At 64.2% G+C, this 22,151-nt stretch carries 23 protein-coding genes; 14 read left to right on the forward strand and 9 right to left on the reverse strand.

What is annotated here, in order from left to right; translation table 11 throughout:
* The first annotated feature begins 7 nt into the window (after positions 1-7).
* Entirely contained in the window at positions 8-562 is a 555-nt protein-coding gene (locus tag BMX61_RS22420; protein WP_075625430.1) for a DUF1003 domain-containing protein, read from the forward strand.
* A 10-nt stretch (positions 563-572) separates the two neighbouring features.
* Here the strand turns inward: BMX61_RS22420 and BMX61_RS22425 are convergent, their stop codons facing one another.
* Positions 573-1,136: a manganese efflux pump MntP gene (locus BMX61_RS22425; protein WP_075625429.1), complete on the reverse strand. Its 564-nt coding sequence runs from the start codon at positions 1,134-1,136 to the stop codon at positions 573-575.
* A gap of 624 nt (positions 1,137-1,760) precedes the next feature.
* On the opposite strand from BMX61_RS22425, the gene BMX61_RS22430 reads away from it, so the two are divergent.
* Positions 1,761-1,907, forward strand: coding sequence for a DUF1127 domain-containing protein (locus tag BMX61_RS22430; protein ID WP_075625428.1), 147 nt, complete (start codon positions 1,761-1,763; stop codon positions 1,905-1,907).
* Positions 1,908-2,521: 614 nt separating this feature from the next.
* Here the strand turns inward: BMX61_RS22430 and BMX61_RS22435 are convergent.
* The 6 genes from BMX61_RS22435 to BMX61_RS22460 form a co-directional block, all read right to left on the reverse strand.
* Entirely contained in the window at positions 2,522-3,559 is a 1,038-nt protein-coding gene (locus BMX61_RS22435; RefSeq protein WP_407703820.1) for a class 1 fructose-bisphosphatase, read from the reverse strand.
* A 427-nt stretch (positions 3,560-3,986) separates the two neighbouring features.
* Positions 3,987-5,315, reverse strand: a complete 1,329-nt coding sequence (locus tag BMX61_RS22440) for an aspartate aminotransferase family protein (protein ID WP_075625426.1) — start codon at positions 5,313-5,315, stop codon at positions 3,987-3,989.
* Between the two features lie 9 nt (positions 5,316-5,324).
* Positions 5,325-6,314 carry a phosphotransferase enzyme family protein gene (locus BMX61_RS22445; RefSeq protein WP_075625425.1) on the reverse strand — a complete coding sequence of 330 codons (990 nt, stop codon included), beginning with the start codon at positions 6,312-6,314 and terminating at the stop codon, positions 5,325-5,327.
* A gap of 410 nt (positions 6,315-6,724) precedes the next feature.
* Positions 6,725-8,047 (reverse strand): tetratricopeptide repeat protein, encoded by a 1,323-nt coding sequence (locus tag BMX61_RS22450; protein WP_083639176.1) that lies wholly within the window; start codon positions 8,045-8,047, stop codon positions 6,725-6,727.
* Entirely contained in the window at positions 8,034-8,885 is an 852-nt protein-coding gene (locus BMX61_RS22455) for an alpha/beta fold hydrolase (RefSeq protein ID WP_075625423.1), read from the reverse strand. Before BMX61_RS22455 ends, BMX61_RS22450 begins: the two co-directional genes overlap by 14 nt.
* Positions 8,882-10,342 carry an APC family permease gene (locus BMX61_RS22460; protein ID WP_083639175.1) on the reverse strand — a complete coding sequence of 487 codons (1,461 nt, stop codon included), beginning with the start codon at positions 10,340-10,342 and terminating at the stop codon, positions 8,882-8,884. Before BMX61_RS22460 ends, BMX61_RS22455 begins: the two co-directional genes overlap by 4 nt.
* Before the next feature lie 384 nt (positions 10,343-10,726).
* On the opposite strand from BMX61_RS22460, the gene BMX61_RS22465 reads away from it, so the two are divergent.
* Complete coding sequence (locus tag BMX61_RS22465; protein ID WP_139198991.1) at positions 10,727-11,620, forward strand: hypothetical protein; 894 nt, start codon at positions 10,727-10,729, stop codon at positions 11,618-11,620.
* 225 nt (positions 11,621-11,845) lie between these two features.
* On the opposite strand, the gene pcaQ is transcribed toward BMX61_RS22465, so the two are convergent.
* Positions 11,846-12,781 carry a pca operon transcription factor PcaQ gene (gene pcaQ, locus BMX61_RS22470; RefSeq protein ID WP_075625421.1) on the reverse strand — a complete coding sequence of 312 codons (936 nt, stop codon included), beginning with the start codon at positions 12,779-12,781 and terminating at the stop codon, positions 11,846-11,848.
* 124 nt (positions 12,782-12,905) lie between these two features.
* On the opposite strand from pcaQ, the gene pcaD reads away from it, so the two are divergent.
* The 11 genes from pcaD to aroQ all read left to right on the forward strand — a co-directional run bounded on the left by pcaD (position 12,906) and on the right by aroQ (position 21,438).
* Positions 12,906-13,703 carry a 3-oxoadipate enol-lactonase gene (pcaD, locus tag BMX61_RS22475; protein ID WP_075625420.1) on the forward strand — a complete coding sequence of 266 codons (798 nt, stop codon included), beginning with the start codon at positions 12,906-12,908 and terminating at the stop codon, positions 13,701-13,703.
* 1 nt (position 13,704) lies between these two features.
* Entirely contained in the window at positions 13,705-14,115 is a 411-nt protein-coding gene (gene pcaC, locus BMX61_RS22480; protein WP_075625419.1) for a 4-carboxymuconolactone decarboxylase, read from the forward strand.
* Positions 14,112-14,852 (forward strand): protocatechuate 3,4-dioxygenase subunit beta, encoded by a 741-nt coding sequence (gene pcaH / locus BMX61_RS22485; RefSeq protein WP_075625418.1) that lies wholly within the window; start codon positions 14,112-14,114, stop codon positions 14,850-14,852. Before pcaC ends, pcaH begins: the two co-directional genes overlap by 4 nt.
* 1 nt (position 14,853) lies before the next feature.
* Positions 14,854-15,474 (forward strand): protocatechuate 3,4-dioxygenase subunit alpha, encoded by a 621-nt coding sequence (pcaG, locus tag BMX61_RS22490; protein ID WP_075625417.1) that lies wholly within the window; start codon positions 14,854-14,856, stop codon positions 15,472-15,474.
* A gap of 35 nt (positions 15,475-15,509) precedes the next feature.
* Entirely contained in the window at positions 15,510-16,595 is a 1,086-nt protein-coding gene (locus BMX61_RS22495) for a 3-carboxy-cis,cis-muconate cycloisomerase (RefSeq protein WP_075625416.1), read from the forward strand.
* A 249-nt stretch (positions 16,596-16,844) separates the two neighbouring features.
* Positions 16,845-17,513, forward strand: coding sequence for an amino acid ABC transporter permease (locus tag BMX61_RS22500; RefSeq protein ID WP_075625415.1), 669 nt, complete (start codon positions 16,845-16,847; stop codon positions 17,511-17,513).
* A 10-nt stretch (positions 17,514-17,523) separates the two neighbouring features.
* Positions 17,524-18,174, forward strand: a complete 651-nt coding sequence (locus BMX61_RS22505; RefSeq protein ID WP_075625414.1) for an amino acid ABC transporter permease — start codon at positions 17,524-17,526, stop codon at positions 18,172-18,174.
* A gap of 76 nt (positions 18,175-18,250) precedes the next feature.
* Positions 18,251-19,087, forward strand: coding sequence for a transporter substrate-binding domain-containing protein (locus BMX61_RS22510; protein WP_075625413.1), 837 nt, complete (start codon positions 18,251-18,253; stop codon positions 19,085-19,087).
* A 13-nt stretch (positions 19,088-19,100) separates the two neighbouring features.
* Positions 19,101-19,862, forward strand: a complete 762-nt coding sequence (locus tag BMX61_RS22515; RefSeq protein WP_075625412.1) for an amino acid ABC transporter ATP-binding protein — start codon at positions 19,101-19,103, stop codon at positions 19,860-19,862.
* A 272-nt stretch (positions 19,863-20,134) separates the two neighbouring features.
* A complete protein-coding gene (locus tag BMX61_RS22520; protein WP_075625411.1) occupies positions 20,135-21,004 on the forward strand; it encodes a shikimate dehydrogenase in 870 nt (289 codons plus the stop codon).
* Positions 21,001-21,438, forward strand: coding sequence for a type II 3-dehydroquinate dehydratase (gene aroQ / locus BMX61_RS22525; protein WP_075625410.1), 438 nt, complete (start codon positions 21,001-21,003; stop codon positions 21,436-21,438). Before BMX61_RS22520 ends, aroQ begins: the two co-directional genes overlap by 4 nt.
* On the opposite strand, the gene BMX61_RS22530 is transcribed toward aroQ, so the two are convergent.
* Positions 21,416-22,114 carry a TetR/AcrR family transcriptional regulator gene (locus BMX61_RS22530; protein WP_075625409.1) on the reverse strand — a complete coding sequence of 233 codons (699 nt, stop codon included), beginning with the start codon at positions 22,112-22,114 and terminating at the stop codon, positions 21,416-21,418. The two genes, aroQ and BMX61_RS22530, sit on opposite strands and share 23 nt — an antisense overlap.
* Positions 22,115-22,151: the final 37 nt, after the last annotated feature.

Below are 22,151 nucleotides of genomic sequence, written 5' to 3' on the forward strand. Positions count from 1 at the left end.
AGATTGCATGGATCAAGAGCGCCCTATTCCGCCGGCAAGCCCCACGAGCCCCGCGCAGCCGGCGCTGAATCCGACACTAAGGCGCAATATCGACGCCTTGGTGGCACGGCGCAAAGCGGTGCAGCAGCGCGCCGGGCCGGAGGAGAAGGCGGCGGCGGCCATCAGCCGCTTCGCCGGCAGCATGACCTTTGTCTATATCCATCTGGTACTGTTCGGCGGCTGGATACTCATCAATCTCGGGCTCGTGCCCTTTCTCCCGGCCTGGGATCCGACGCTGGTCGTGCTGGCGATGATCGCCTCGGTGGAAGCGATCTTCCTCTCGACTTTCGTCCTGATCAACCAGAACCGCATGGCCGCCGAGGACGATGCGCGCGCCGATCTCGACCTGCAGGTCAACCTGCTCAACGAGCATGAAACGACCCGGCTGATCACCATGGTCGATGCCATCGCCCGGCATCTTCAGGTGGAGCGGCCCGAAGATCCCGAGGTCGAAGAGCTGAAGCGCGACGTGGCGCCGGATGCGGTGATGGAGGAAATTGCGGCGCGCAACGGCCAGGCATGATGCCCGGCCTTCAGGCGCTGAGATGCTCGATCAGGATCGACAGACCGATGCCGACAAGCGCGATGCCGGCCAGTGCCTCAGCATAGCGGCCGAAACGCACACCGATGACCCGGCCAAGCAGCATGCCGCCGGATGACATGAGGAAGGTGGCGAGGCCGATGGCCAACGCCATGACCAGAATATTGACATCGAAGAAGGCAAGTGAAACCCCAACGGCCATGGCATCGAGGCTGGTGCCGACCGCAGTGGCGATCAGCATCGGCAGTGACGTGCGCGAGACCGGCGTCTCCTCTGCCTCACCCTGACCGAAGGCATTGGCCAGCATATGCAGCCCCACCGCGCCGAGCAGGCCGAAGGCGATCCAATGATCGACCGCCTGGATATAGCGGCTGGCTGCGACGCCGGCCGCCCAGCCAATCAGCGGCGTGATCGCTTCCACCAGGCCAAAGACCAGACCGGTGCGCAGGCTCTCGCGCAAAGGTGGTCGCTGCAAGGCGGCACCGCGCCCGACCGAGACGGCAAACGCATCGACGGACATGCTGAAGGCCAGCACGAAAATGGCGATCGGCGACATGGCGCATCCTTCGCGACGGACGGGGGAAACGTGAACGGGCTGCTTGGTCGGCTTCTGGCTGACGCCGTTTGAAGGCAGGGTTGAGACGAAGACGCACGGCGCAAGCCTTGCAGCCCAGCCGAAGGCCCGATCCGCTGATCGCCGCCCGGCAGCCTTTAGGATGACGCGCCAAAGACGTCAACGAAAAAGATCGTATAAACAGGGGTTTAGATTATTCCAGCGGCTAAGTTTTTACCGTCTCGGATGCAATGTGTGACGGATCTTGAAAGCCCGGCGCGGCAGCGCTCCGGGCCGCTCCCTGCAGCGTTCCAACCTGCCGGATCGGCCGCTCGGCCAGGCGTCGGCAGCTTCCCCTTCGCCGAAAGAAATTTGGACAGGTCACAGCTCCTTCCGTCGATGGCGGTTCCACCAGGCTGTGCCATGTCTCGCGGACGCCATCCATGCGCAAAACGCACGGGTGACCTTCCGCATCCGCGCTGGTTCGCGGGGGCTGCAGAGACGTATATTGAGCTCATCGAAACGGGCGGCACGAAAACAAAGCCACCCGCAAGGAGGCCGGCCGATCAAGGCGAGACGGGCCTCACGCGCCGGAGCCGCGCATGGCTCCCGATCAGGAGACGACCCATGACCTTTGCCCGCTCTTTCACCGCTTGGCGCCAGTATCGTCAGACCGTCAGCGAACTTGGCCGCATGACCAACCGCGAACTGCATGACCTCGGCATCGACCGCACCGACATCCACAGCGTTGCCCGCAGCGCCGCTCAGCGCTAAGGCACCGGCCCTTCGACGAAGGGCTTCAGCCGATGAAGACGAACGCGCTGCCTAAGCGCTTCGCACGCGACATGACGCCGTCACTTGACGGCGTCGTTGCCTATCAGTTCTTCGGACAAGCTTCTCTCTGCTGAGGCGAAGAAATGGATCGCAAAGCCTTCGTCCAGCGATCGACCACAAGACGGATCTCGCCTTCTTGCTCATGGAACTGATGCGCGACGCGATCGCCTTGACCTCTTATGGCGTGAGGCGAGAAGGGTGTGACGAGTCCCGTGGAGCGGCAGCATATGGTTTGCCGACATGAGCCGCCAAAACGGCGCAGCCCAAGCTTGATTGCCGCTGGGTCGGATTTTGCAACCCGCGCCACCATTCACGGCATGCAAGATCAAACGGATTGCACACCGCCTCCTATCCGTCCTGCTAGATGGCCACGCCAGCCTCGACGATGCACCCATGCGTCATCCGCAAGAGGGATCAGGCGCAAAGCTAGCTTCGCCATCAAGCCGAAGCCTCAGCAGATCATCGCCCGCTCCCACCCCGCACATCTATCCGAAATTCGAAAAGGCTGATCAGGCGAAGATCTCTCCGCCTGACCGGCCTTTGCGTTCGCCTGCTTATTCCGCCGCCTGGGCCGTGCCCGTCTGGAGATAGTCCGCGACGGCATCGACCTCTTCGGCCGCGCCGAAGACGAGGGGCACGCGTGCATGGTGGCCCGTCGGAACGAGGTCGAGCAGCGGGGTCACGCCATCGGTGGCCTTGCCGCCGGCCTGTTCGACCAGGAAGGCGATGGGGTTGCATTCGTAGACATGGCGCAGGCGCCCCTTGGCATAGCCGGGGCGAGCGTCGCCGACATAGAAGAATAGGCCCTTGCGCTTGAGAATGCGGTGGAGATCGCCCACGAGCGCACCCAGCCAGCGCATATTGTAGCTCTTGCCGCGCGGCCCGGTCTTTCCGGCCCAGCAATCCTCGACGAAGCGGCGCATGGCCGGCTGTAGATGCGGCGTGACGGACGCGTTGAAGGCCAGTTCCTTGGCGTCGCCGGCAAGCGATGTGGCGCTGCCGGTGATCAGGAAGCGTTGCTGCGACGGGCTGAAGGTAGCGAGCACCACGCCATGGCCCACCGAGAAGCCGAGATCGACGGTATGACCATAGGAGACGTAGCCGGCTGCGATCTGGCGGCGGCCAGGCACCAGGAAGGGGTCTGGCCCGTCGGCGGGCAGGATCGAGAAGATGGTTCCGAGTGGTGCGCCGGTGCCGACATTGGAGGAGCCATCCAGCGGATCGACCGCGACGGCGAGCCGGCCGCCGGCCTTGCCGGGAACGGGCGCTGCCGCCTCTTCGGAGAGGATGATGGCGACGCCCGCTTCCGTCAGAAGCTCGACGAAGAGATCATGCGAGGCGACATCGATACGCTTCTGCGTGTCGCCATCGGTGTTGGCGCCGGCCGGCAGACCGGGATCGCCGGGCAAAGCGCCTTCGGCAAGACGACCCGCAAGGCGGCGCGAGGCCTCCAGCAGCGCCAGGATGACATCCGCCACCTCACGCCGGGCACCATCCTGCCCGGCCCAATCGGCCAGATAGGCATCCACCGTGCCTGCCTTCGGCGGCATCACATCGCCTTCGATCTGAAAAGCCGGCTGTTCGCTCTGCATCATTATCTCTCCCGGTCCTTACTCGTCATCCATGGGCCGCACGCATTGGCGTCTGCGAAAATGGCCCGCCATCAATCCATCCGCGCGGCGCCTCGCTAAGGCATCGCGCATCGACCAAGACAGGGGCTGCGCAAGGCGCGATGGCTGACGCCAGCCTTGCTGTGCCGCTGGTCAAAGCCAGCCTTGGCGCATTTGGTTGTTACAGATGTTGTGCGACAGCGAAAGCATCGCGAAGGACGTTTGCGGAGCAAAAATCGGTTTAAATTTTTCCAAATCGATTGAAATATCAAGCACTCATCCGGCCAGGAGGAGGCGACCATGAACGTCGGACACTGAGTGCCGGAAATCGACCCGATCTGTCCGGTGTCCTCGCTCGCCCTGTGTCTGGCTTGAAAAGCGGCTCCGCTGCCCGGCTGTCAGGCGGTCGCTAACGCGCCTTGAGACAGTCGGCAAGCGCACCGGCAAAGACATCGACATCCGCCTTCGAAAAGCACAAGGGCGGACGGATCTTCAGGGTCGCGCCATATTTGCCGGCGGCGCCGATCAGAATGCCTTTCTGTCTGAGCTGGTTGATGACCCAGGTAGCAATCGCCGTGTCCGGATGGCCGGTGGCCGGCGCGATGAAGTCGAGCCCGATGAAAAGGCCGGCGCCGCGAACCGCACCGATTTCGGCATGCTCCGCCATCAGCGCCTGGAGGCTGCGACGGAAATAGTCGCCGACCGCGCGCGACCGATCGATCAGGCCTTCCTCGTCCAGAACCTTGAGCACCGCATGCCCGGCAGCGGCGGCGACGGGATTGCCGCCGAACGTGTTGAAATAGCCGGTTTCCTCGCAGAATTGCTTGAGGAAATCGGGCCGTGTGACCACACCACCCATCGGGAAGCCGTTGCCCATCGGCTTGCCCATGGTGACGATATCCGGCGTAATGCCATGACGCTCGAAGCCCCAGAGACCGCCCCCCGTCCGACCAAAACCCGGCTGAACCTCATCGGCGATCAGAAGACCACCGGCGCGGTGCACCAGTGCCGCCGCCATCTGCAGAAATCCTGGCGGATCGGCAAAGACACCGTCGCTGGAAAAGATCGTATCGACGATCAGCGCGGCAGTGCCGATGCCGCGTGCCTGAAGCTCCGCAATGGCGTTTTCGACGGAAGCGGCGAAGCCCTCGGCGACATCGAGCCCGTCGCGCGCCTGCGGAGCCGGAACGACCGCGACGAACGGCGCGGGCTTGCGCTTGCGCAGCGATGAAGGCGAAATTTCCGTCACCAGCGCCGTATTGCCATGATAGGCCGCCTCGGTGACGATGAAGCCTTCGGCGCCGGTGACGATCCGGGCGATCCGCATCGCCAGATCATTGCTTTCGCTACCCGTGCAGGTCATCACGACATTGCTGAGAGGTGCGGGAAAGCGCGACAGCAGATCCTCGGCATAGGCATCCACCACCTGGTTGAGATAGCGGGTGTGGATGTTCAGCTGACCAGCCTGGCGGGCGATGGCCTCGACCACGCGCGGGTGGCAATGCCCGACGGATGGCACATTGTTGTAGACGTCGAGATAGCGGCGCCCGGCGTCATCGTAGAGATAAGCACCTTCGGCGCGAACCATGTCGATCGGCTGCTCGAAGAACAGGACCGACGATGCGCCAAAGCTTGCCTGGCGGCGCGCGACCTGCCCGGCGAGCGCGGGCGGCAGCCCCTGGACGGAGGCCGCATCGAAGCGATTGAGATCGAGGATTTCCTTTTGGGCAATGCTCATCGCCGTTCCTTAGCTCTGCTGCGTGAGATAGCGCTCGGCAAGCGCCACCGTGCCATCGGTATAGGCCGTCCCCATGGCCTGCGCCGTCGGCGTTTCGGCATGCGATGCAATCCAGGCGGTGAGCTGCATGCGCCGGAGCATGATGAACATCGGCAAGGCGGCTGCGTGTTCGGCGGCCAGCGGCGCGGTGCGTCGATAGCCTTCCAGCCAGGCTGCCATCAGCTCTGGAACAGACGGCTCGTGCTCGATGAAGCTGATTGCGGCAGCGAAGTCATAGGCGAACCATGAAAGCCCGCAATCGTCGAAATCGATGACGCCGAGGCGGTCGCCCTCGACGAGCAGGTTGGCGGCGCGCATGTCGCAATGGACGAGGCCGAAGCGGTCAGCACCATACCCATAGGCTTTCGTCTGCGACTGCAGGAGGGTGTGCGCGCGCTCGAGAACCGCCCTGCCCTGCGCCGTCAAGCCAAGTGCCTGGCGCCAGTCGCCCCAGTGCGCGCCGTCGCCGATGATCCGGTCGAAATCCCAGATCTTGCGCGTGAAGCGCTGCGGACGGGACCAGGCACGGCTATGCTGATGCAGCCGCGCATTGATCTCGCCCAGCGTCTCATACCATGCCGCCCGGTCGGCTTCCGCGTCCGGCTCCCGTCCCGACATATGGTCGAAGGCAACCGCGTAGCGCTGGCTCATGCCATCGGAGAAGCTCTGCAACAGGCTGCCATCCGCCGCCGCAACCGGCTTCGGCGTTTCCACCACCCCATCCCGGCGCAGTGCGTCGATCCAGGCGAGCTCGGACAGAATCTCGTCTTGCGTATGATAATCCGGGCGGTGAACCCGCACGATCAGCTTGCGGGCCTGAGACCTGTCATCGAACAGAAAGGTGGCGTTTTCCGAGATCGTCAGCAAACGGAGGTCGGCCTCGTGCGAGAGGCCCCAGACCGGCCCCAATTTGCGAACGCCCTTACCCAGCCGCGCCAGAAAATCTTCGCCGTACAACAATTTCTCGCCCTTGATCGCCCAAACAACGTGGCAAATCCAACATCAAAAATGTTGCAATGGCAACATTTAAATTCCGGGCAGATCACATCGCCACTGCTCTGGCGAGAGCGAACAGCGGTGATGGGGTTGCGAGGACAGTGTTTGATCGGCGACGATGTGGGATGACGGTCGAGGATAAGACCGCTACGGCGGATCGATCGGTCAGCGCAAGGCACCGACCGAGGGACTGCGAACCGCCCAAGCGTCCACAGCCGTGTCGAGGAGGGATAAGTGCAGTGGGGCAAAGGTGTTTGCCAGCAGGGCCGCAGCGAGCGCCGGAGCCGCGTCTACACGCAAGGCCTGCTTGCCCGCATCCCTCTATTCCTGCGCGGGCAACGGATGGATAGGCCCGAAGCCAAAACGATCCCGCCTTATCGAGAGGCGGCCACGCGGACATAGTGGTCGCGGGTGCGGGCGGTCGGCCGGATCGCCAGGCGCTCGGCAAGGAGTGCGCGGGCGAGATTATGCCGGCCCGCCCTGTCGGCCGCCGCGATCAGTGTCTGCGTCAGCAGATCGCGCTGGGCATGGCTGCCGCCGATCCGGATAATCTTGTAGCGCACCGGCAGAATCAGGTCGATGGTCCGGGCATAGTCTCCACCCGCGAAAGCAAGCACGGCGTCGATCAGCCGCCGCCCGACATCCACCGTGATCTCACGATTGTCGCCTTGACCCTCCCGCTCATAGCGGTCGAGCGAGGCGAGGTGCCGCTCAACAGCCTCAGTGTCGCCGCTGCGCCCGACCGCGAGCGCGATATGCAGATCGTTGAAGACGAGCACATGTTCATCGACATGGCGCAGCCATTGGGCGGCGAGCGGTGTCCAGCGCGGGCCGACATCGGCGCCGGCCAATTCCAGACGCCAGAGCAGAGCCGAAGCATCGACAAGGTCGAGAAGCGAGTCATCGGCAAGCCGAGGCGCCACATGCCGATCATAATCGGCCAGCACCTCATCGGTGCGCCCCTCCTCGATCAGATAGAGCGCGAGATGCCAGCCATTGTGGATCGACAGCGCATGGGCGCGGCTCCAGGCCGGGCGGGAGGCCTTCAGGAAGGCTATCCCTTCCGCCTGGCGGCTTGCCGTTTCCAGCACGTGGGCCACAGCATGGACGGCCCAGCCATCCTCCTCGTCGCGAGCGATCGCCTCTCGACCGACCGCCTCAGCCCGAAGAAGCTCGCCCGCCTCCTCCAGGCCGAAGGCATATTGGCCGAGGACATGGCCGTAATGCGCATCCTGCCGGTCCCAGGCTGGAAGGACGCGGGCGACGGAATCGCGGATGCTCAGCGAATGGCCAAGATAGAAATAGCTGTCATGGGCGAAACGCAGCGCCAAGGCATCGCGCGGATGATCGAGAAGGATGTCTTCCCAGATCTCGGTTGCCCCGACGATGGCGCCCCGGGCGAAGGCCTTTGCCGCCGCCAGATGCCGCCTCTCGCGCGCATCGGCTGCGGGGTCGATCGCCTCGGCGGCAAGAAGCGCGGACTGCACAGCCGGGTGATGGCCGGGAAAACCGCTGAGAAGGAGGAGCGAGGCAACGGCGCTATGGCCGAGCGGAAAGCGGCCATCGGTGGTCGTCGCTGCCTGTAGCCGGCCGACGGGATCGCCGCGCCAGGCATAATAATCGGCAACGGCCGCATCGAGCGCCTCGATCGAGGCGGCATCGCCGGTCACGGCAAGGCCCTGTCTATCCCTTTGCATGCTCATCCTCCTCCTGACTTGCCGTCTCAGACGATGTCACTTGCCGCAAAAAGGCGACGAGATCGCGCACCACATCGTCCGGAACCTCCCAATGCGGAGCATGACCGACGTCCCGATAGGTGACAAGGCGAGCCTGCGGAATCTCCCTGCCAAGCCGGGCCTGCTCGGCCTTGCCGAAAACCGCATCGCGGTCACCAAAGAGAGCCAGGACGGGCAGATCGGCACGCAGGGACGGTGGTGGATCCGTGTCAGCCAGAAGACCGTCGACCGCCGCACGCCACGTTTCCGGCCGCAGCTTCAAGCTCTCCGACACGAAAAGGGCGAAGCGTTCGTCCGCGATGGCGCGGAAAAGCGTGCCGCGCTGGAACGCCTCGATGAAGTCTCGCGGGATCTCTGCGCCGAAGCCGGCCAGGGCATCCGCCAGGTCGAGAAGGCCGGGATGGCCCGCCGCCGTGCGTGCGCCACCAATCAGCGTCAAGCTTACCACCTGCTCTGGATGCCGCGCGGCGACGCGTTGGGCGACGATGGCGCCCAGCGAATGACCGAGGAGATGGACCGGTGCTCCGCCTGTCGCCGTGATCAGCGATGCTGCATCCGCAGCAAAAGCCTCCACCGCGTAATCCGACGCAGGGTCGCTTTCGCCATGGCCGCGCTGATCGGGTACAATGATCCTGACATGACGACGCAGCGCCGGCAGGATCGTGTCGAAGCTCCGGCCGCTATCGGAGAGGCCGTGCAGCAGGACAAGGACGGGCCCAGTCTCGCCGAACGCGGCATAGCGGATCCTGCGCCCATCGGGCAGCCGGAGCCAGTGTTTATTGCTTTCATCGCCACTCATGCCTGCCCCTCCCCCGTCTCCGTCACGAGCAGATCCGCCTCCAGAGCGGCCAAGGAGGCCGGCGCGCGCGCCTTCAGAACCAGGAACCAGAGGACGCCAAGCGCAAGCAGCGCCAGGAAAATATAAGGAAGGATCGAAAACGGATAGGGCGGCACCGGATACAGGCTGCCTGCAAGCGGAATGGCGAGCAGCACCAGCGTGACGGCGCTCATGATCGCATGCCAGGACCGGAACTGCCCGATCCGCCTGAGGAAAAACGGGACGCCGACGGCCACGAGCCCATAGGCGAAGAGGAAACCGTAGGTCGCTATGGTTCCGAGCAGGCCGAACGTGTCGAGCAGGCCGTGGCCGGTCTGGGTGAGGGTGAGCGAGAGGACTGCCGCAACGAGTGCGATCAGCGACACACCGACATGCGGCGTCGCATTTTCGCGATGTGCCGTGCCGGCGGAGCGGTGGAAAAGGCCATGGCGCGCGAGAGCGTAGAGCACGCGCGCGCCGGCATTGATGCTGCCGAGCGTGCAGGCAAAGAAGCTGAGCGCGACGCCGAGATCGATCAGCGGACCGACAAAGCCGATGCCGATCGCGTCCGCCGCCGCCGTCAGGGGCGCCTCGGCCTTGTCCAGCGTCACGCCGAGCGGATGAAAAGCAGCGGTCAGCCCGTAGGCGCTGACTACGAACAGAAGACCGATGCCGCCGACGCTCAGCAGAACAGCGCGCGGGATCGCCCGCCGGGGATCGCGCACCTCGGCGCCGAGCGTCGTCGCGCTTTCGAAGCCGACGAAACTGAAGAAGGCCAGCACGAGCCCGAGCCGCAGCTGATCGAAGCCGACACCCTCAAGCGAGATCTGCGCCCGGTCCACTGCCGCACCGCCCAGCACAATCGATCCGAGGACGACGACGAGGATCAAGATGACGGTCGCTAGCTCAATGGCGAGCGTCGTACGCGTCGACAGGCGGATGTCGCGATAGGCGATGTACCAGGCGCCGGCAACGACGAAGAGGCTGGCAAGCGGCGTCAGGACCGGATCGAAGGCGCCGAGGCCGAAACGATGGGCAAGGACGAGAAGGGAATTGACCGAGCCGCCGATCACGGCGCCGGCAGTAAAGAGATAGGCGATGAGGAGCGACCAGCCGGCAACAACGCCTGCAAAGCCGCCGAGCCCCTGTCCCGCGAAGACGTAGAGCGCACCATGTGTCGCGGTGCGGCGGGCGAACTGGTTGATCGTCCAGGCGACGAAGAAGAGTGCCAGCGTCGCGAAGAGATAAGCGAGCCATGTGCCATTGCCGGCTGCCGCGAAGACCACGGGAATAACAAGCGCCGGCGTGCCCGAGGGCGCCACCGTGCCGATGGACTGCGCAACGGCCTCCGGCAGGGTCAGCCGCCCTTGGGCCAACGCACCCTCGGCGGTGCCCGCTTCTGAACCGGCCGCAAGGCTGGCCGTGCCGATGCTGCTCATAGTCTCCCTCCTCAACTGAGTGGCGCGATGCCTGGTCGCTCGTCACGGACGGCATGACCGGCAATATCCGGAGGATAGGATGACAGCGCTAATTTATCTATATATTATATAGGTAAAATATACTATTCTTGCGTTGGATGATGCATGATCCATCGCCCCCCGACAGCCAGACAGCAATTTCCTCCCCCGCACCCGACGAGCCGGACCTGCGGGCTGCATCATCGCCTTCGTGCGGGACGCGCTACGCTTAACGTCATGCCCTGACAACGCACCCCTATTAACCGCTTCATCCTTTGAAGCTGGCTTGGTATAGTCGATCTTATACCGGCCGATTTGATCGCCAAGGGCGCGAGCCGAGGAGGGTTAGATCGGAGCCACCACATCGTGATCTCGCCGCATCCTGCGACAGGATCTAAGCCTTCATTCATCATCCACGCTGCGAATAGGCCGGCTGGAGATACCATCATCCCGGACTTACAGATCGCAACCATGTTCGATATTTTCGATTGGCTCGGCAGACGAACCTCGTCCGGACAAGACCGTGATGGCAGCTCGGTCGTGCGTCTCGATGTGACGTCCGGAGAAACCTCCGGCGATCCCTACGCGCTTCTCTCCGCGCGCCTTGGCGACTACCCACCCGACACACCGCTTCATCGGGGCGATCAAAGGAGGCTCACACGGGAGCAACGGGCTGAGAACCTTGCCCAATTCCTGGCCCGCGATGCCGAGCGGATCGCCATTCTAGTCTCATGGCTTGCCCGTGAAGGGCTTGACGGAGCGGCCATGCTGAAAGGCGATGACGAGGCGCTTGCGGAGGGGCGACGGATCGATGCCTGGCTTGCCGGCTGGGTACCTAAGCGCGCCTTCGACCCCATGCGCGGTGATCCCGAGGTCAACGCGCCCCGGGCGCGCTGGTTCGCGAGCGACCGCGCGGGTGCGGATGTCGTTTTCAGCTTCGTGTCCGATCTGGCCCGGCTCAACGCCACCGCCATCACGGCCGCCGATCCCCTGTTCTCCTGGACGGTAGTCGAAGACGCGCTTGACGCGGCGATCACCGGCCATGCGGTGGGCAGTGCCCGGCGCGAGCCGAGTGACCGGTATGGCCACCTTTGCCTCGTCAGAGATTTTTCCGACGGCTCGGTGCCTGTCGTCCTGGATATGCCGCTTGCAGTGCTGGACTTGCTGCATGGGCGCATGTCGCCCCTCGGCTTGCCAGTGCCGGCGGAATTCCCGATCTGGTTGCCGGAGATCCGATCAGGTGCTTACGCTCGGCAGTGAGCAGGTCGCACCGCCTCAGGGCGCTCGAAATCGCTGCTCAGCTGAGCATCTTGGTGGCATGCGACGCCCTTGCCAAAACGCCGTGCAGACATTCTCGAGGCCGCGTCCTTCCGCAGCATGCAGACGCCGCTGCCTGTCGCCGCTGTGAGCGTGACGCCGAGTGGCAAGCGGCGCCGATAGGGGCGCTTTGCCACTTTGCGACGATGGTCAGCCCAGGACCAAAACTCACGACGGCAACAGAGCCAGATCCGCCGCCGCTGCGCGGATGGCCTGCATCATGAGGGAGAGCGGCAGCGAAGGCTGGATGTCGGCCCGCATCGTCAGGCCCACGGGGCCGCTGGTGTCGCCCGTCGGCACAGGGAGCAAGGCAAGCGTCCCATCCGCGATATCAGCGGCCACGACACCTTCCGAGATGATCCACACCGCATCGCTGCCGCGCAGAAAGGCGCGGCCGAAGGCGTCCGAGACGGTCTCGATGCGCTGGGGAATGGCGGGCACGCCATTTGCGATCAGATAGTGCTCGACAATGGGCCCGATCACCGATTGCCGTGTCGGCATCAGCAGGGGAAACTCCGGCAAGCGCTCGAAGATCGCGGCGCCGGGCTCAAGCAAGGGATGGCCCGCGCGCACGACGAATCGTACACGCTCCGAATAGAGATGCTCGAAGAAAAAGCCGGCCATCTTCTCGGGCGCAGCCAGGCGGCCGACGACGAGATCAAGATCGCCGAGGCGCAATTGCTCGAGCAGGACGGCATTTTCGCCGGTGACGATCTTCACGCGGCTTCCCGTCTCCTCGGCGAGAAAGCTGGTCATGGCCTGCGGCATGATCCGCACCGAAACCGTCGGCAGCGCACCGATGCGCACTGCGACGCCGGCGCTCGCCTGCGAGACGGAATCGACTGCTTGGCGCAGCGCCGTCATCGTGGCACCGGCATGGCGCAGAAACACCTCGCCGTGACGGCTGATGCGGATGCCGCGCCCCTCCTTTTCCAGAAGAGCGATGCCCAAAATCTCTTCCAGCTCCCGGATCGTCTTGGTTACCGCCGGCTGACTGACATGCAGGATCTCGCTGGCACGCATCACGCTTTTCTGCCTGGCAACCTCCACGAAGGTCTGCAAATGCCGGAACTTGATGCGCGGATCGACAACCGGCCGCTTCATGTCCTCGCCCTCCCGATGCACTCAAGACGATCTTTCCATAACTTGCAGGTTATGGAAACCGTGCAAAATCTCATTTTACCGAACGGGTTCATCGCGACAGAGTGATGGCAGGAGGAAAGAGGACATGAAGTTTCTGCAGGTCGGCGATGCCGCGATCCATTATCAGGCTGATGGGCTCAGCGATGGCCGTCCGATCATCGCGCTTGTCAATTCGCTGGGCACGGATCTGCGCATCTGGGATCCGGTGGTCGCGGCGCTTGGCAGGCATTATGCCTTCCTGCGCCACGACAAGCGCGGCCACGGCCTTTCCGAAACCGGCTCCGCGCCGGCCAGCATCGAAACCCACGCCGCCGATGTTCTGGCGCTGATGGCGCATCTCGACATCGAACGCGTCATCCTCTGGGGCCTGTCGATCGGCGGCCTTGTTGCGCAGTCCATCGCCGTGTCCCATCCGGAACGGGTGCGGGCTCTCATTCTCTCCAATACCGCGCACAAGATCGGCACGGCCGAGATGTGGAATGCCCGCATCGGCGCGATCAAGGCGGAGGGCCTGAGCCCGATGGTGGATCCGGTGATGGAACGCTGGTTCACGCCGGCCTTCCGCCGGGCCGACAATCCGCTTTATGCCGGCGCCCGCACCATGCTCGCCCGCCAGGAGGTCGAAGGCTATTGCCGCAGCGCGGCTGCCGTTCGCGATGCCGACTTCACCGAGGCGCTTCGCGGCGTCGCGCTTCCGACGCTCTGCATTGCCGGCAGCGGCGATGGCTCGACGCCGCCGGCGCTGGTGCGGGAACTCTCTGCCCTGATCCCCGGCAGCCACTATGCCGAAATCGACGCCTGCGGCCATATTCCCTGCCTGGAGCAGCCGGACGCCTATGCCGCCTGCGTCGCCGACTTCCTGACCCGCCTGCCGGAGCTTTGACATGCCTTCGCCCTCTCTTGACCGCTATGCCCTGGGCATGCAGACGCGACGCGCCGTGCTGGGCGATGCGCATGTCGACCGGGCGAGCGCCCAGGCGAGCGCGTTCGACGCGCCCTTCCAGGCGCTGATCACCGAAGGCGCCTGGGGCACGGTCTGGTCCGGCGAGACATGGACGAAGCGCGAGCGCTCTATGGTGACGATCGCGCTTCTGGCGGCGCTTGGGCAGGACGAGGAGGTGGCCATGCATGTGCGTGCCACGGCCCAGACCGGGGCGAGCGCGGAGGATATTCGCGAGGCGCTGATGCATGTGGCAATCTATGCCGGCGTGCCTGCCGCCAATCACGCATTCAAGATCGCCAAGCGCGCGCTTGCCGAGCGCGATGCCGCGATGGAGGAGGAGAAGCAGGCATGAGCAACCGCGCGCCCGAAACCGGACCCTTCTTTGCTCGCGACCGCGACATGCACCCGCCGGCCTTCACGCCCTGGTACAAGACCAGCGTGCTGCGCTCGCCCCAGCGGGCCTTGATTTCGCTGGAGGCGACGAAGAGCGAGATCACCGGGCCGGTCTTCGGCCATGGCATGCTCAACCCCTTGGACAATGACCTGATCCTCAACTATGCCCGCCCGGGCGAAATGCCTGTTGGCCCGCGCATCCTCGTGCATGGCCGGGTGCTGGACGAGCGCGGGCGCGGCGTCTCAGGGGCGCTTCTGGAATTCTGGCAGGCCAATGCCGGTGGGCGCTACCGCCACAAGAAGGAAACCTATCTCGCCGCCATCGATCCGAATTTCGGCGGCGTCGGCCGCACCATCACCGACGAGGATGGCTCCTATTGGTTCAAGACCATCCAGCCTGGCCCCTATCCCTGGCCGAACGGAGTGAATGACTGGCGCCCGGCCCATATCCATTTCTCGGTCTTCGGCCATGGCTTCCAGCAGCGGCTGATCACGCAGATGTATTTCGAGGGCGATCCGCTGATCGCCAAATGTCCGATCGTGCGCACCATTCCCGATGCCGGCGCCATCGACCGGCTGATCGCGCCGCTCGATATGAGCGCGACCATCCCGATGGACATGCGCGCCTATAAGTTCGACATCGTACTGCGCGGCCGCCACTCCACCTTCTTCGAGAACCGCCCGGAGGGCAATTGAGATGGTTCAGCCACTCTTTTATCTCAAGGAAAGCGCCTCGCAGACCGCAGGCCCCTATGTCCATATCGGCTGCACGCCCAACTTCGTCGGCATTCACGGCGTCTTCGAGCGCGATCTCGGCGCCGGCAAGCTCTATGGCGAAGCCGCACGCGGCCAGCGCATCACTATCCGTGGCGCGGTAATCGATGGCGGCGGCAATCCGCTGAAGGATGCGCTCGTTGAAATCTGGCAGGCCGATGCCGATGGGCTCTACAACAGCCCGAGCGAAACGCGTGGCAGCGCCGATCCGCATTTTGCCGGCTGGGGCCGTTCGCCCGGCGACATGGACACCGGTGAATTCCTGTTCGAGACCATCAAGCCCGGCCGCGTGCCCTTCAAGGACGGGCGGATGATGGCGCCGCACATCACCTTCTGGATCGTCGCGCGCGGCATCAATATCGGCCTGCACACACGCATGTACTTCCCCGAGGAGGCGCAGGCCAATGCGGGAGACCCTGTGCTCGCCCGTATCGAACACAAGCCGCGCGTGGCGACCCTGATCGCCAGACAGGATGGCGAGGCCAGCTACCGTTTCGACATTCGCCTGCAGGGCGAGGACGAAACCGTGTTCTTCGATATCTGACGCCCAAGAGCCCTTCATCCAAGAGCCTGTCACCCATGAGCCTCTCGCCCTTCGAACATCCCTTTCTCGCCGGCCTTTTCGGGGATGCCGAACTCGCCGCGCTGTTTACCGCCGAGGCCGATATCGCCGCCATGCTGCGCTTCGAAATCGCCTTGGCACAGGCCGAGGCCGATTGCGGCGTGTTTGCGCAGGAAACGGCTGTCGCGATTGCCAAGGGTCTCGAGGGTTTCAAGCCGGACATGGACGGCTTGCGGGAGGGCACGGCGAAGGACGGGGTGGTCATTCCCGAATTCGTGCGGCAGCTGCGCCGCACTGTCGGCGGCGAGGCGGCGGAGACGGTGCATTTCGGGGCGACCAGCCAAGATGTCATCGACACCAGCCTGATGCTGCGGCTTAAGCCGGCTTCGGATGTGCTCAAGGACCGGCTCACCCTTGTGACGGATGCCCTGAGCGTGCTTGCTGAACGCGACGGCGCGCGCTCCATGATGGGCCACACCCGCATGCAGGCGGCCATCACGATCACGGCGGCGGATCGCGTCGCCAGCTGGCGTGCGCTGCTGATGCGCAGCACCGACCGGCTCGCCTCTTATGCGGAGCAGGGTTTCGCAGTGCAGCTGGGCGGGGCGGCCGGCACGCTGGATAAGCTCGGCGAGAAGGGCGCTGCCGTGCGGGCCCGGCTTGCCGAAATACTCGGCCTTGCTGATCGCCCGCAATGGCAGAGCCAGCGCGACGGCTTGGCGGAATTTGCCGGCCTGCTCTCGCTGGTCACCGGCAGCCTCGGCAAGCTCGGGCAGGATATCGCGCTGATGGCGGAGCTGGGCGGTGAGATCCGCCTGTCCGGTGGCGGTGGCTCCTCGGCCATGCCGCACAAGCAGAACCCCGTCGCCGCCGAACTGCTGGTGACGCTGGCGCGCTTCAATGCCACGCAGGTCTCGGCCATGCATCAGGCGCTGGTGCATGAACAGGAACGCTCAGGTGCTGCCTGGGGGTTGGAATGGCTCACCTTGCCGCAGATGGTGATGACCACGGGCGTGGCGCTGACGACGGCAAACAGGCTGCTCGGGCAGATCGAGCGGATGGGCCGGATGCCGCCCGGAGCGGAGCGGATGGCGACGTCATGACCGATAAGCCCCTGCCCGATACGCACCTGCCAGACGCAGGAGCGCCTGGAGATGAACCTCCAGGTTTCAGAGCTTGCTTGACTTCAGAATGAACTAACCAGTACAAACAATCTTGAGGAGCTGCGATCGAGGCCGGGAGGAGACCGGGCTATCGGGCGCAATCAAGGCGAAAGCGGCAGGAGCGCGTGTGGTAACAAGTCCGGACGGACCGGTTTCCGCTGCCGCAAGCCGCAGAAGCCCGGAGGGATCATGTCTTACACACTCGATTTTTCAGCTGTTATCGAGCGCCTGCCGGAGCTGCTGCTCGCGGCGCTCGCCACCATCGGGCTGGCGCTGGCGGGTATGTCGCTGGCCACCGTCATCGGCGTTCTCGGCGTGGTCGCGCGCCGCTCGCGCTTCAAGCTTTTGCGCGGGCTCGTCATCGGCTTTGTCGAGGTGATCCGCAACACGCCCTTTCTGGTGCAGATCTTCTTCATCTTCTTCGCCCTTCCCCAGCTCGGCGTGCGCCTCAACCCGACAGTGACCGCCATCATCGCGCTGGCGCTGAACGGCGGCGCCTATGCGATCGAGATCATTCGCGGCGGGGTGGATGCCATTCCGAAAGGGCAGATCGAGGCGGGGCTGGCGCTCGGCCTGCATCGCGGCCAGATCTTCCGCCACGTCATCCTGAAGCCGGCGCTGCGCACGGTCTATCCCTCGCTCACCAGCCAGTTCGTGATGCTGACGCTGACGACGTCGGTCTGTACCTCCATCGCCGCTTACGAGCTGACCTCGGTGGCGCAGAAGATCGAGGCCGACACCTTCCGCTCCTTCGAGGTCTATTTCTCGATCACTCTGCTCTACCTCGTGATTTCCTCGCTGATGATGGGCGTCTTCGCGCTGATCTCCCGCATCTCCTTCAACTATCCGGTCAAGTGAGGCTGACATCATGGCAAGCATCGGCCCCAACGAACTCTTCTTCCTGGCGCAGGGCCTGAAATGGACCCTGGCGCTGACCCTGATCGGCTTTGTCGGCGGCGGGATTTTCGGCCTGATCGTCGCCCTCGCCCGCACCGCCGAGAGCGCGGCCTTGAGGCGCGTCACCACAGGTTATATCGCCGTCTTCCAGGGCACGCCGCTCCTGATGCAGCTCTTTGTCGTCTATTACGGCGTCGCCCTGATCGGCCTGAACATCGATGCCTGGCTGGCGGTGGCGATTGCCTTCACACTGCATGCCAGCGCCTTTCTCGGCGAGATCTGGCGCGGCGGCATCCAGGCGGTGCCCAAGGGACAAACGGAAGCAGCCAAGGCGCTGGGTCTGCATTATGTCTCGACCATGAAGGACGTCGTCCTGCCGCAGGCCTTCAAGATCTCGCTGCCGGCAACGATCGGCTTCCTGGTGCAGCTGATCAAGGGCACCTCGCTTGCCGCCATTGTCGGCTTCGTCGAGCTGTCGCGTGCAGGTCAGATCGTCTCGAACCAGACCTTCCGGCCGCTCACCGTCTTTGCCATCGTCGGGCTCGCCTATTTCCTGATCTGCTGGCCGCTTTCGCTCTGGGGCGCGCGCACCGAGCGCCGGCTGCAGACGGCGACCCGTTGAAACAGATTACGCATGCCGGTGGCAGGAGGTGCCACCGGACCAACCCCTCATCGATTTTGCAAGGAGGAAGCAAGAGATGACGCAGACCAGAACAACGATCCGCCGCCGCCGCGCCTTTGTCGCGCTCGCAGCCGCAACGGCCGCGCTCGGCCTTATGCCGCTTGCAGCACAGGCCGGCACCGTGGCCGAAGCCAAGGCCAAGGGCACCGTGGTGATCGGCATCCAGGGCGACAATGCGCCTTGGGGCTTCGTCAATTCCAGCGGCGTGCAGGATGGGCTGGATGCCGATATCGGCAAGGCCTTTGCCGATTATCTCGGCGTGAAGGCGCAGTTCGTGCCGCTGGCAGTCGCCAACCGCATTCCCGCTTTGATGACCGGCAAGGTCGACGTGCTCTTCGCCACCATGGGCATGACCGCCGAGCGGGCCAAGACCATTCAATATTCCAAGCCCTATGCCGGCAACGTTCTGTCGGTCTATGGCCCGAAGGACAAGAAGATCGGTGGCTATGACGATCTGAAGGGCGTCGCCGTCGGCGTGCCCAAGTCCAGCGCGATGGACACGGCGATCAGCGCTGGCGCCAAGTCGGCCAATATCCTGCGTTTCGATGACGATGCCGCCAATATTCAGGCGCTGCTGTCGGGCCAGGTCGAAGTGGTCGGCGGCAATCAGTTCTACGGCGACCGGCTGAATACGGCCGCGCCCGACAAGTACGAACCGAAATTCGACCTGACCACGCTTTACAACGGCGCAGGCACGCGGCCCGGCGAGAAGGACTGGAACGAAACGATCAACGCCTTCCTCGACAAGATCAAGGCCGATGGGGAGCTGGCCAAGATCTACGACAAGTGGATGAAGCGCGAGGTTCCGAAATTCCCGGAACAGCTGCCCGACATCCCCTTCACCGCGCAGTAAGAGGGAGGGTTCCATGCCGCAATCCACGGCTGCCGAGGTTCCGCTGATCGCCCTTGACGGGGTGGGCAAGTGGTATGGCGCCTATCATGCGCTGAAGAACATCAGCCTGAGGGTTCGCAAGGGCGAGAAGATCGTTCTGTGCGGACCTTCGGGATCGGGCAAATCGACATTGATCCGCTGCATCAACCATCTGGAGGATATCCAGGAGGGAAAGATCACCGTCGAGGGCACGACGCTCACCGATTCCGGCCACGCCATCGATGCGGTCAGGCGCGAGGTGGGCATGGTGTTCCAGAGCTTCAACCTCTTCCCGCACAAGACCATCATGGAAAACTGCACGCTGGCGCCGATGCGGGTGAAGGGCCTTTCCAAGCCGGAGTCTGAGGAGATCGCCCGCAAATATCTCGCCCGCGTGCGCATTCTCGACCAGGCCGACAAATATCCGGCCCAGCTTTCCGGCGGCCAGCAGCAGCGTGCGGCGATTGCGCGCGCGCTCTGCATGGAGCCCAAGGCCATGCTCTTCGACGAGCCGACCTCGGCGCTCGATCCGGAAATGGTCAAGGAGGTGCTCGACACCATGATCGGCCTTGCCCGCGACGGCATGACGATGATCTGCGTCACCCATGAAATGGGCTTTGCCCGGCAGGTGGCTGATCGCGTCGTGTTCATGGCCTCGGGCGAAGTCATCGAGGAAGGGCCGCCCGAGACCTTCTTTCAGGCGCCCCGACACGAGCGCACCCGGGCCTTTCTGGGCGAGATACTGGCGCATCACTAAGCGCTGTTGGTGTCGCGGAAAATTGCCGAGACTGACAGGTCCGCGATGCGCCCTCACCATTCTCCTCTCCCCGCTGGGGAGAGGAGAATGGTGCCAAATGCAACGGCCTTAATCGGGGTCGAAAGGCCGCGGCGAGGTTTCTTCTCCCCATCGGGGAGAAGGTGCCGGCAGGCGGATGAGGGGGTTGACCCCGTGCCACATCAGGACTTGTCGCGAAGGACCCACCGGCTCCAATCCGGGATGACCGATACGCTGAGTAAACGGACACTGAGATGACAGAGACAAGCGAGTTCCAGGTCGGCCTGATCGGCGCCGATATTCAGCTCTCCAAGACACCTGCCCTGCATATGCGAGAGGGCACGGCCCATGGGCTCGATTATCGCTATGAGCTGGTCGATATCCACGCCCGCAAGGTGGAGGAAAGCGCCCTGCCCGATCTTCTGGCGGAGCTGGAAGGCCGCGGCTTTGCCGGCGCCAACATCACCCATCCGTTCAAGCAGGCGGTGATCCCGCTTCTCGACGACCTCTCCGAGGATGCGCGCAGGCTCGGCGCGGTCAATACGGTGGTGTTTCGTGGCGGAAAGCGCTTCGGCCACAATACCGACTGGTCCGGCTTCTACGAGAGCTTCCAGCGCGGCCTGCCCGATGCCAAGCGCGAGCGGGCTCTGCTGATCGGCGCCGGCGGCGCCGGCGTGGCCGTGGCCCATGCGGCGCTGAAGCTCGGGATCGCGAGGCTGGATATTTTCGACCAGGACAAGGCGCGCGCCGGCAGTCTGGCCAAGGCCCTAAACGCCCGCTTCGGCGAAGACCGCGCCTTTGCCGTCGAGGATCCCGCCCAGTCGATGCCTGAAGCAGACGGCCTGATCCACGCCACGCCCATGGGCATGCCCGCCCATCCCGGCATGCCGCTTGAAGCCGATCTGATCGAGCCCCGGCACTGGGTCGCCGATATCGTCTATATGCCGCTGGTCACGGCGCTCTTGGCGGCTGCCAAAGCCAAGGGCTGCGCCGTCCTGCCCGGCGGCGGCATGGCCGTCTTTCAGGCGGTGGGCGCCTTCCGGCTGTTCTGCGGGCGCGAGCCGGATGCGGAACGCATGAGCGCGCATTTCACCGAACTCTGCCGAGCGGAGGCCGTCGCATGAGCCTGTTCTTCATCCTCAATGGCCCGAACCTCAACCTGCTCGGCCAGCGCCAGCCAGAGATCTATGGGCGCGAGACGCTTGGCGATGTCGAAGAAAGCTGCCGTCAGCTTGCCGAAGCGGCGGGCCACGACATCTTCTTCGCCCAGTCCAACCGTGAATATGAGCTGATCGACTGGATCCACGAAGCGCGAACGCAGGCGCAGGGGATCGTCATCAATCCCGGCGCCTTTACCCATACATCGATCGCGATCCTCGACGCGCTCAACGCCTTCGAAGGGCCCGTAATCGAAGTGCATATTTCCAACATTCACAAGCGCGAGGTCTTCCGCCACCAGTCCTATGTCTCGACGCGGGCAGAAGCGGTGATCGCCGGGCTCGGGGTCGAAGGTTATGCGGTGGCGCTCGGCCAGCTCATTCGCCTGTCGCAGCGATAGCGCCGACATGATCCGGGGTCAGCACATAGCGCAGCACCATCTCCGCCACATGGCGCGAGAGCTGCTCCTGTCCGTCGCCGGCAAAGAGACCATCGCCGAAGATCGCCGTGAAGGTCGCGCGGTTGGAGACGTTGAAGAAGGACAATGCGCTGATCTGCCAGTGCAACTCCAGCGCCTCCAGTCCCTTGCGGAACTGCCCCTCGGCCTGCCCGCGCAACAGCACGGTCTCCAGCGCCTCGATGGCCGGCCGATTGAGGCCGCGGATTGTCTCGGAATGCTGGAGATGCCGGCCGTGATGGATGTTCTCGATCATCACCATGCGGATAAAGGCCGGATTGGCGCGGTGATGGTCGAAGGTGAAGCGACAGAGCTTGGTCAGCGCCGCGACCGGCTCCAGCGCGTCGAGCCCCAGATCGCTCTCGCCGCCGCGCACCTTGCCATAGGCCTCTTCCAGCACCCGCTCGTAGAGCCGCTCCTTGTCGCCGAAATAATAATAGATCATCCGCTTCGACGTGCGGGTGCGCGCGGCGATCTCATCGATCCGCCCGCCGGACAGACCGTTCAGCGAAAACTCCTCCATTGCCGCCGAGAGAATGTCGCGCCGGACCCCCTCGGGGTCTCGCTTGGCCGGCCGGTGTTCCCCGCCACCATTATCAGCCACCTTGCGCGTCGCCATTCATCCACCCCCGGGCTCGCCTCCCGCAGGCCCTCAT

Source organism: Xaviernesmea oryzae (genome assembly GCF_900109605.1).
GTDB lineage: Bacteria > Pseudomonadota > Alphaproteobacteria > Rhizobiales > Rhizobiaceae > Xaviernesmea > Xaviernesmea oryzae.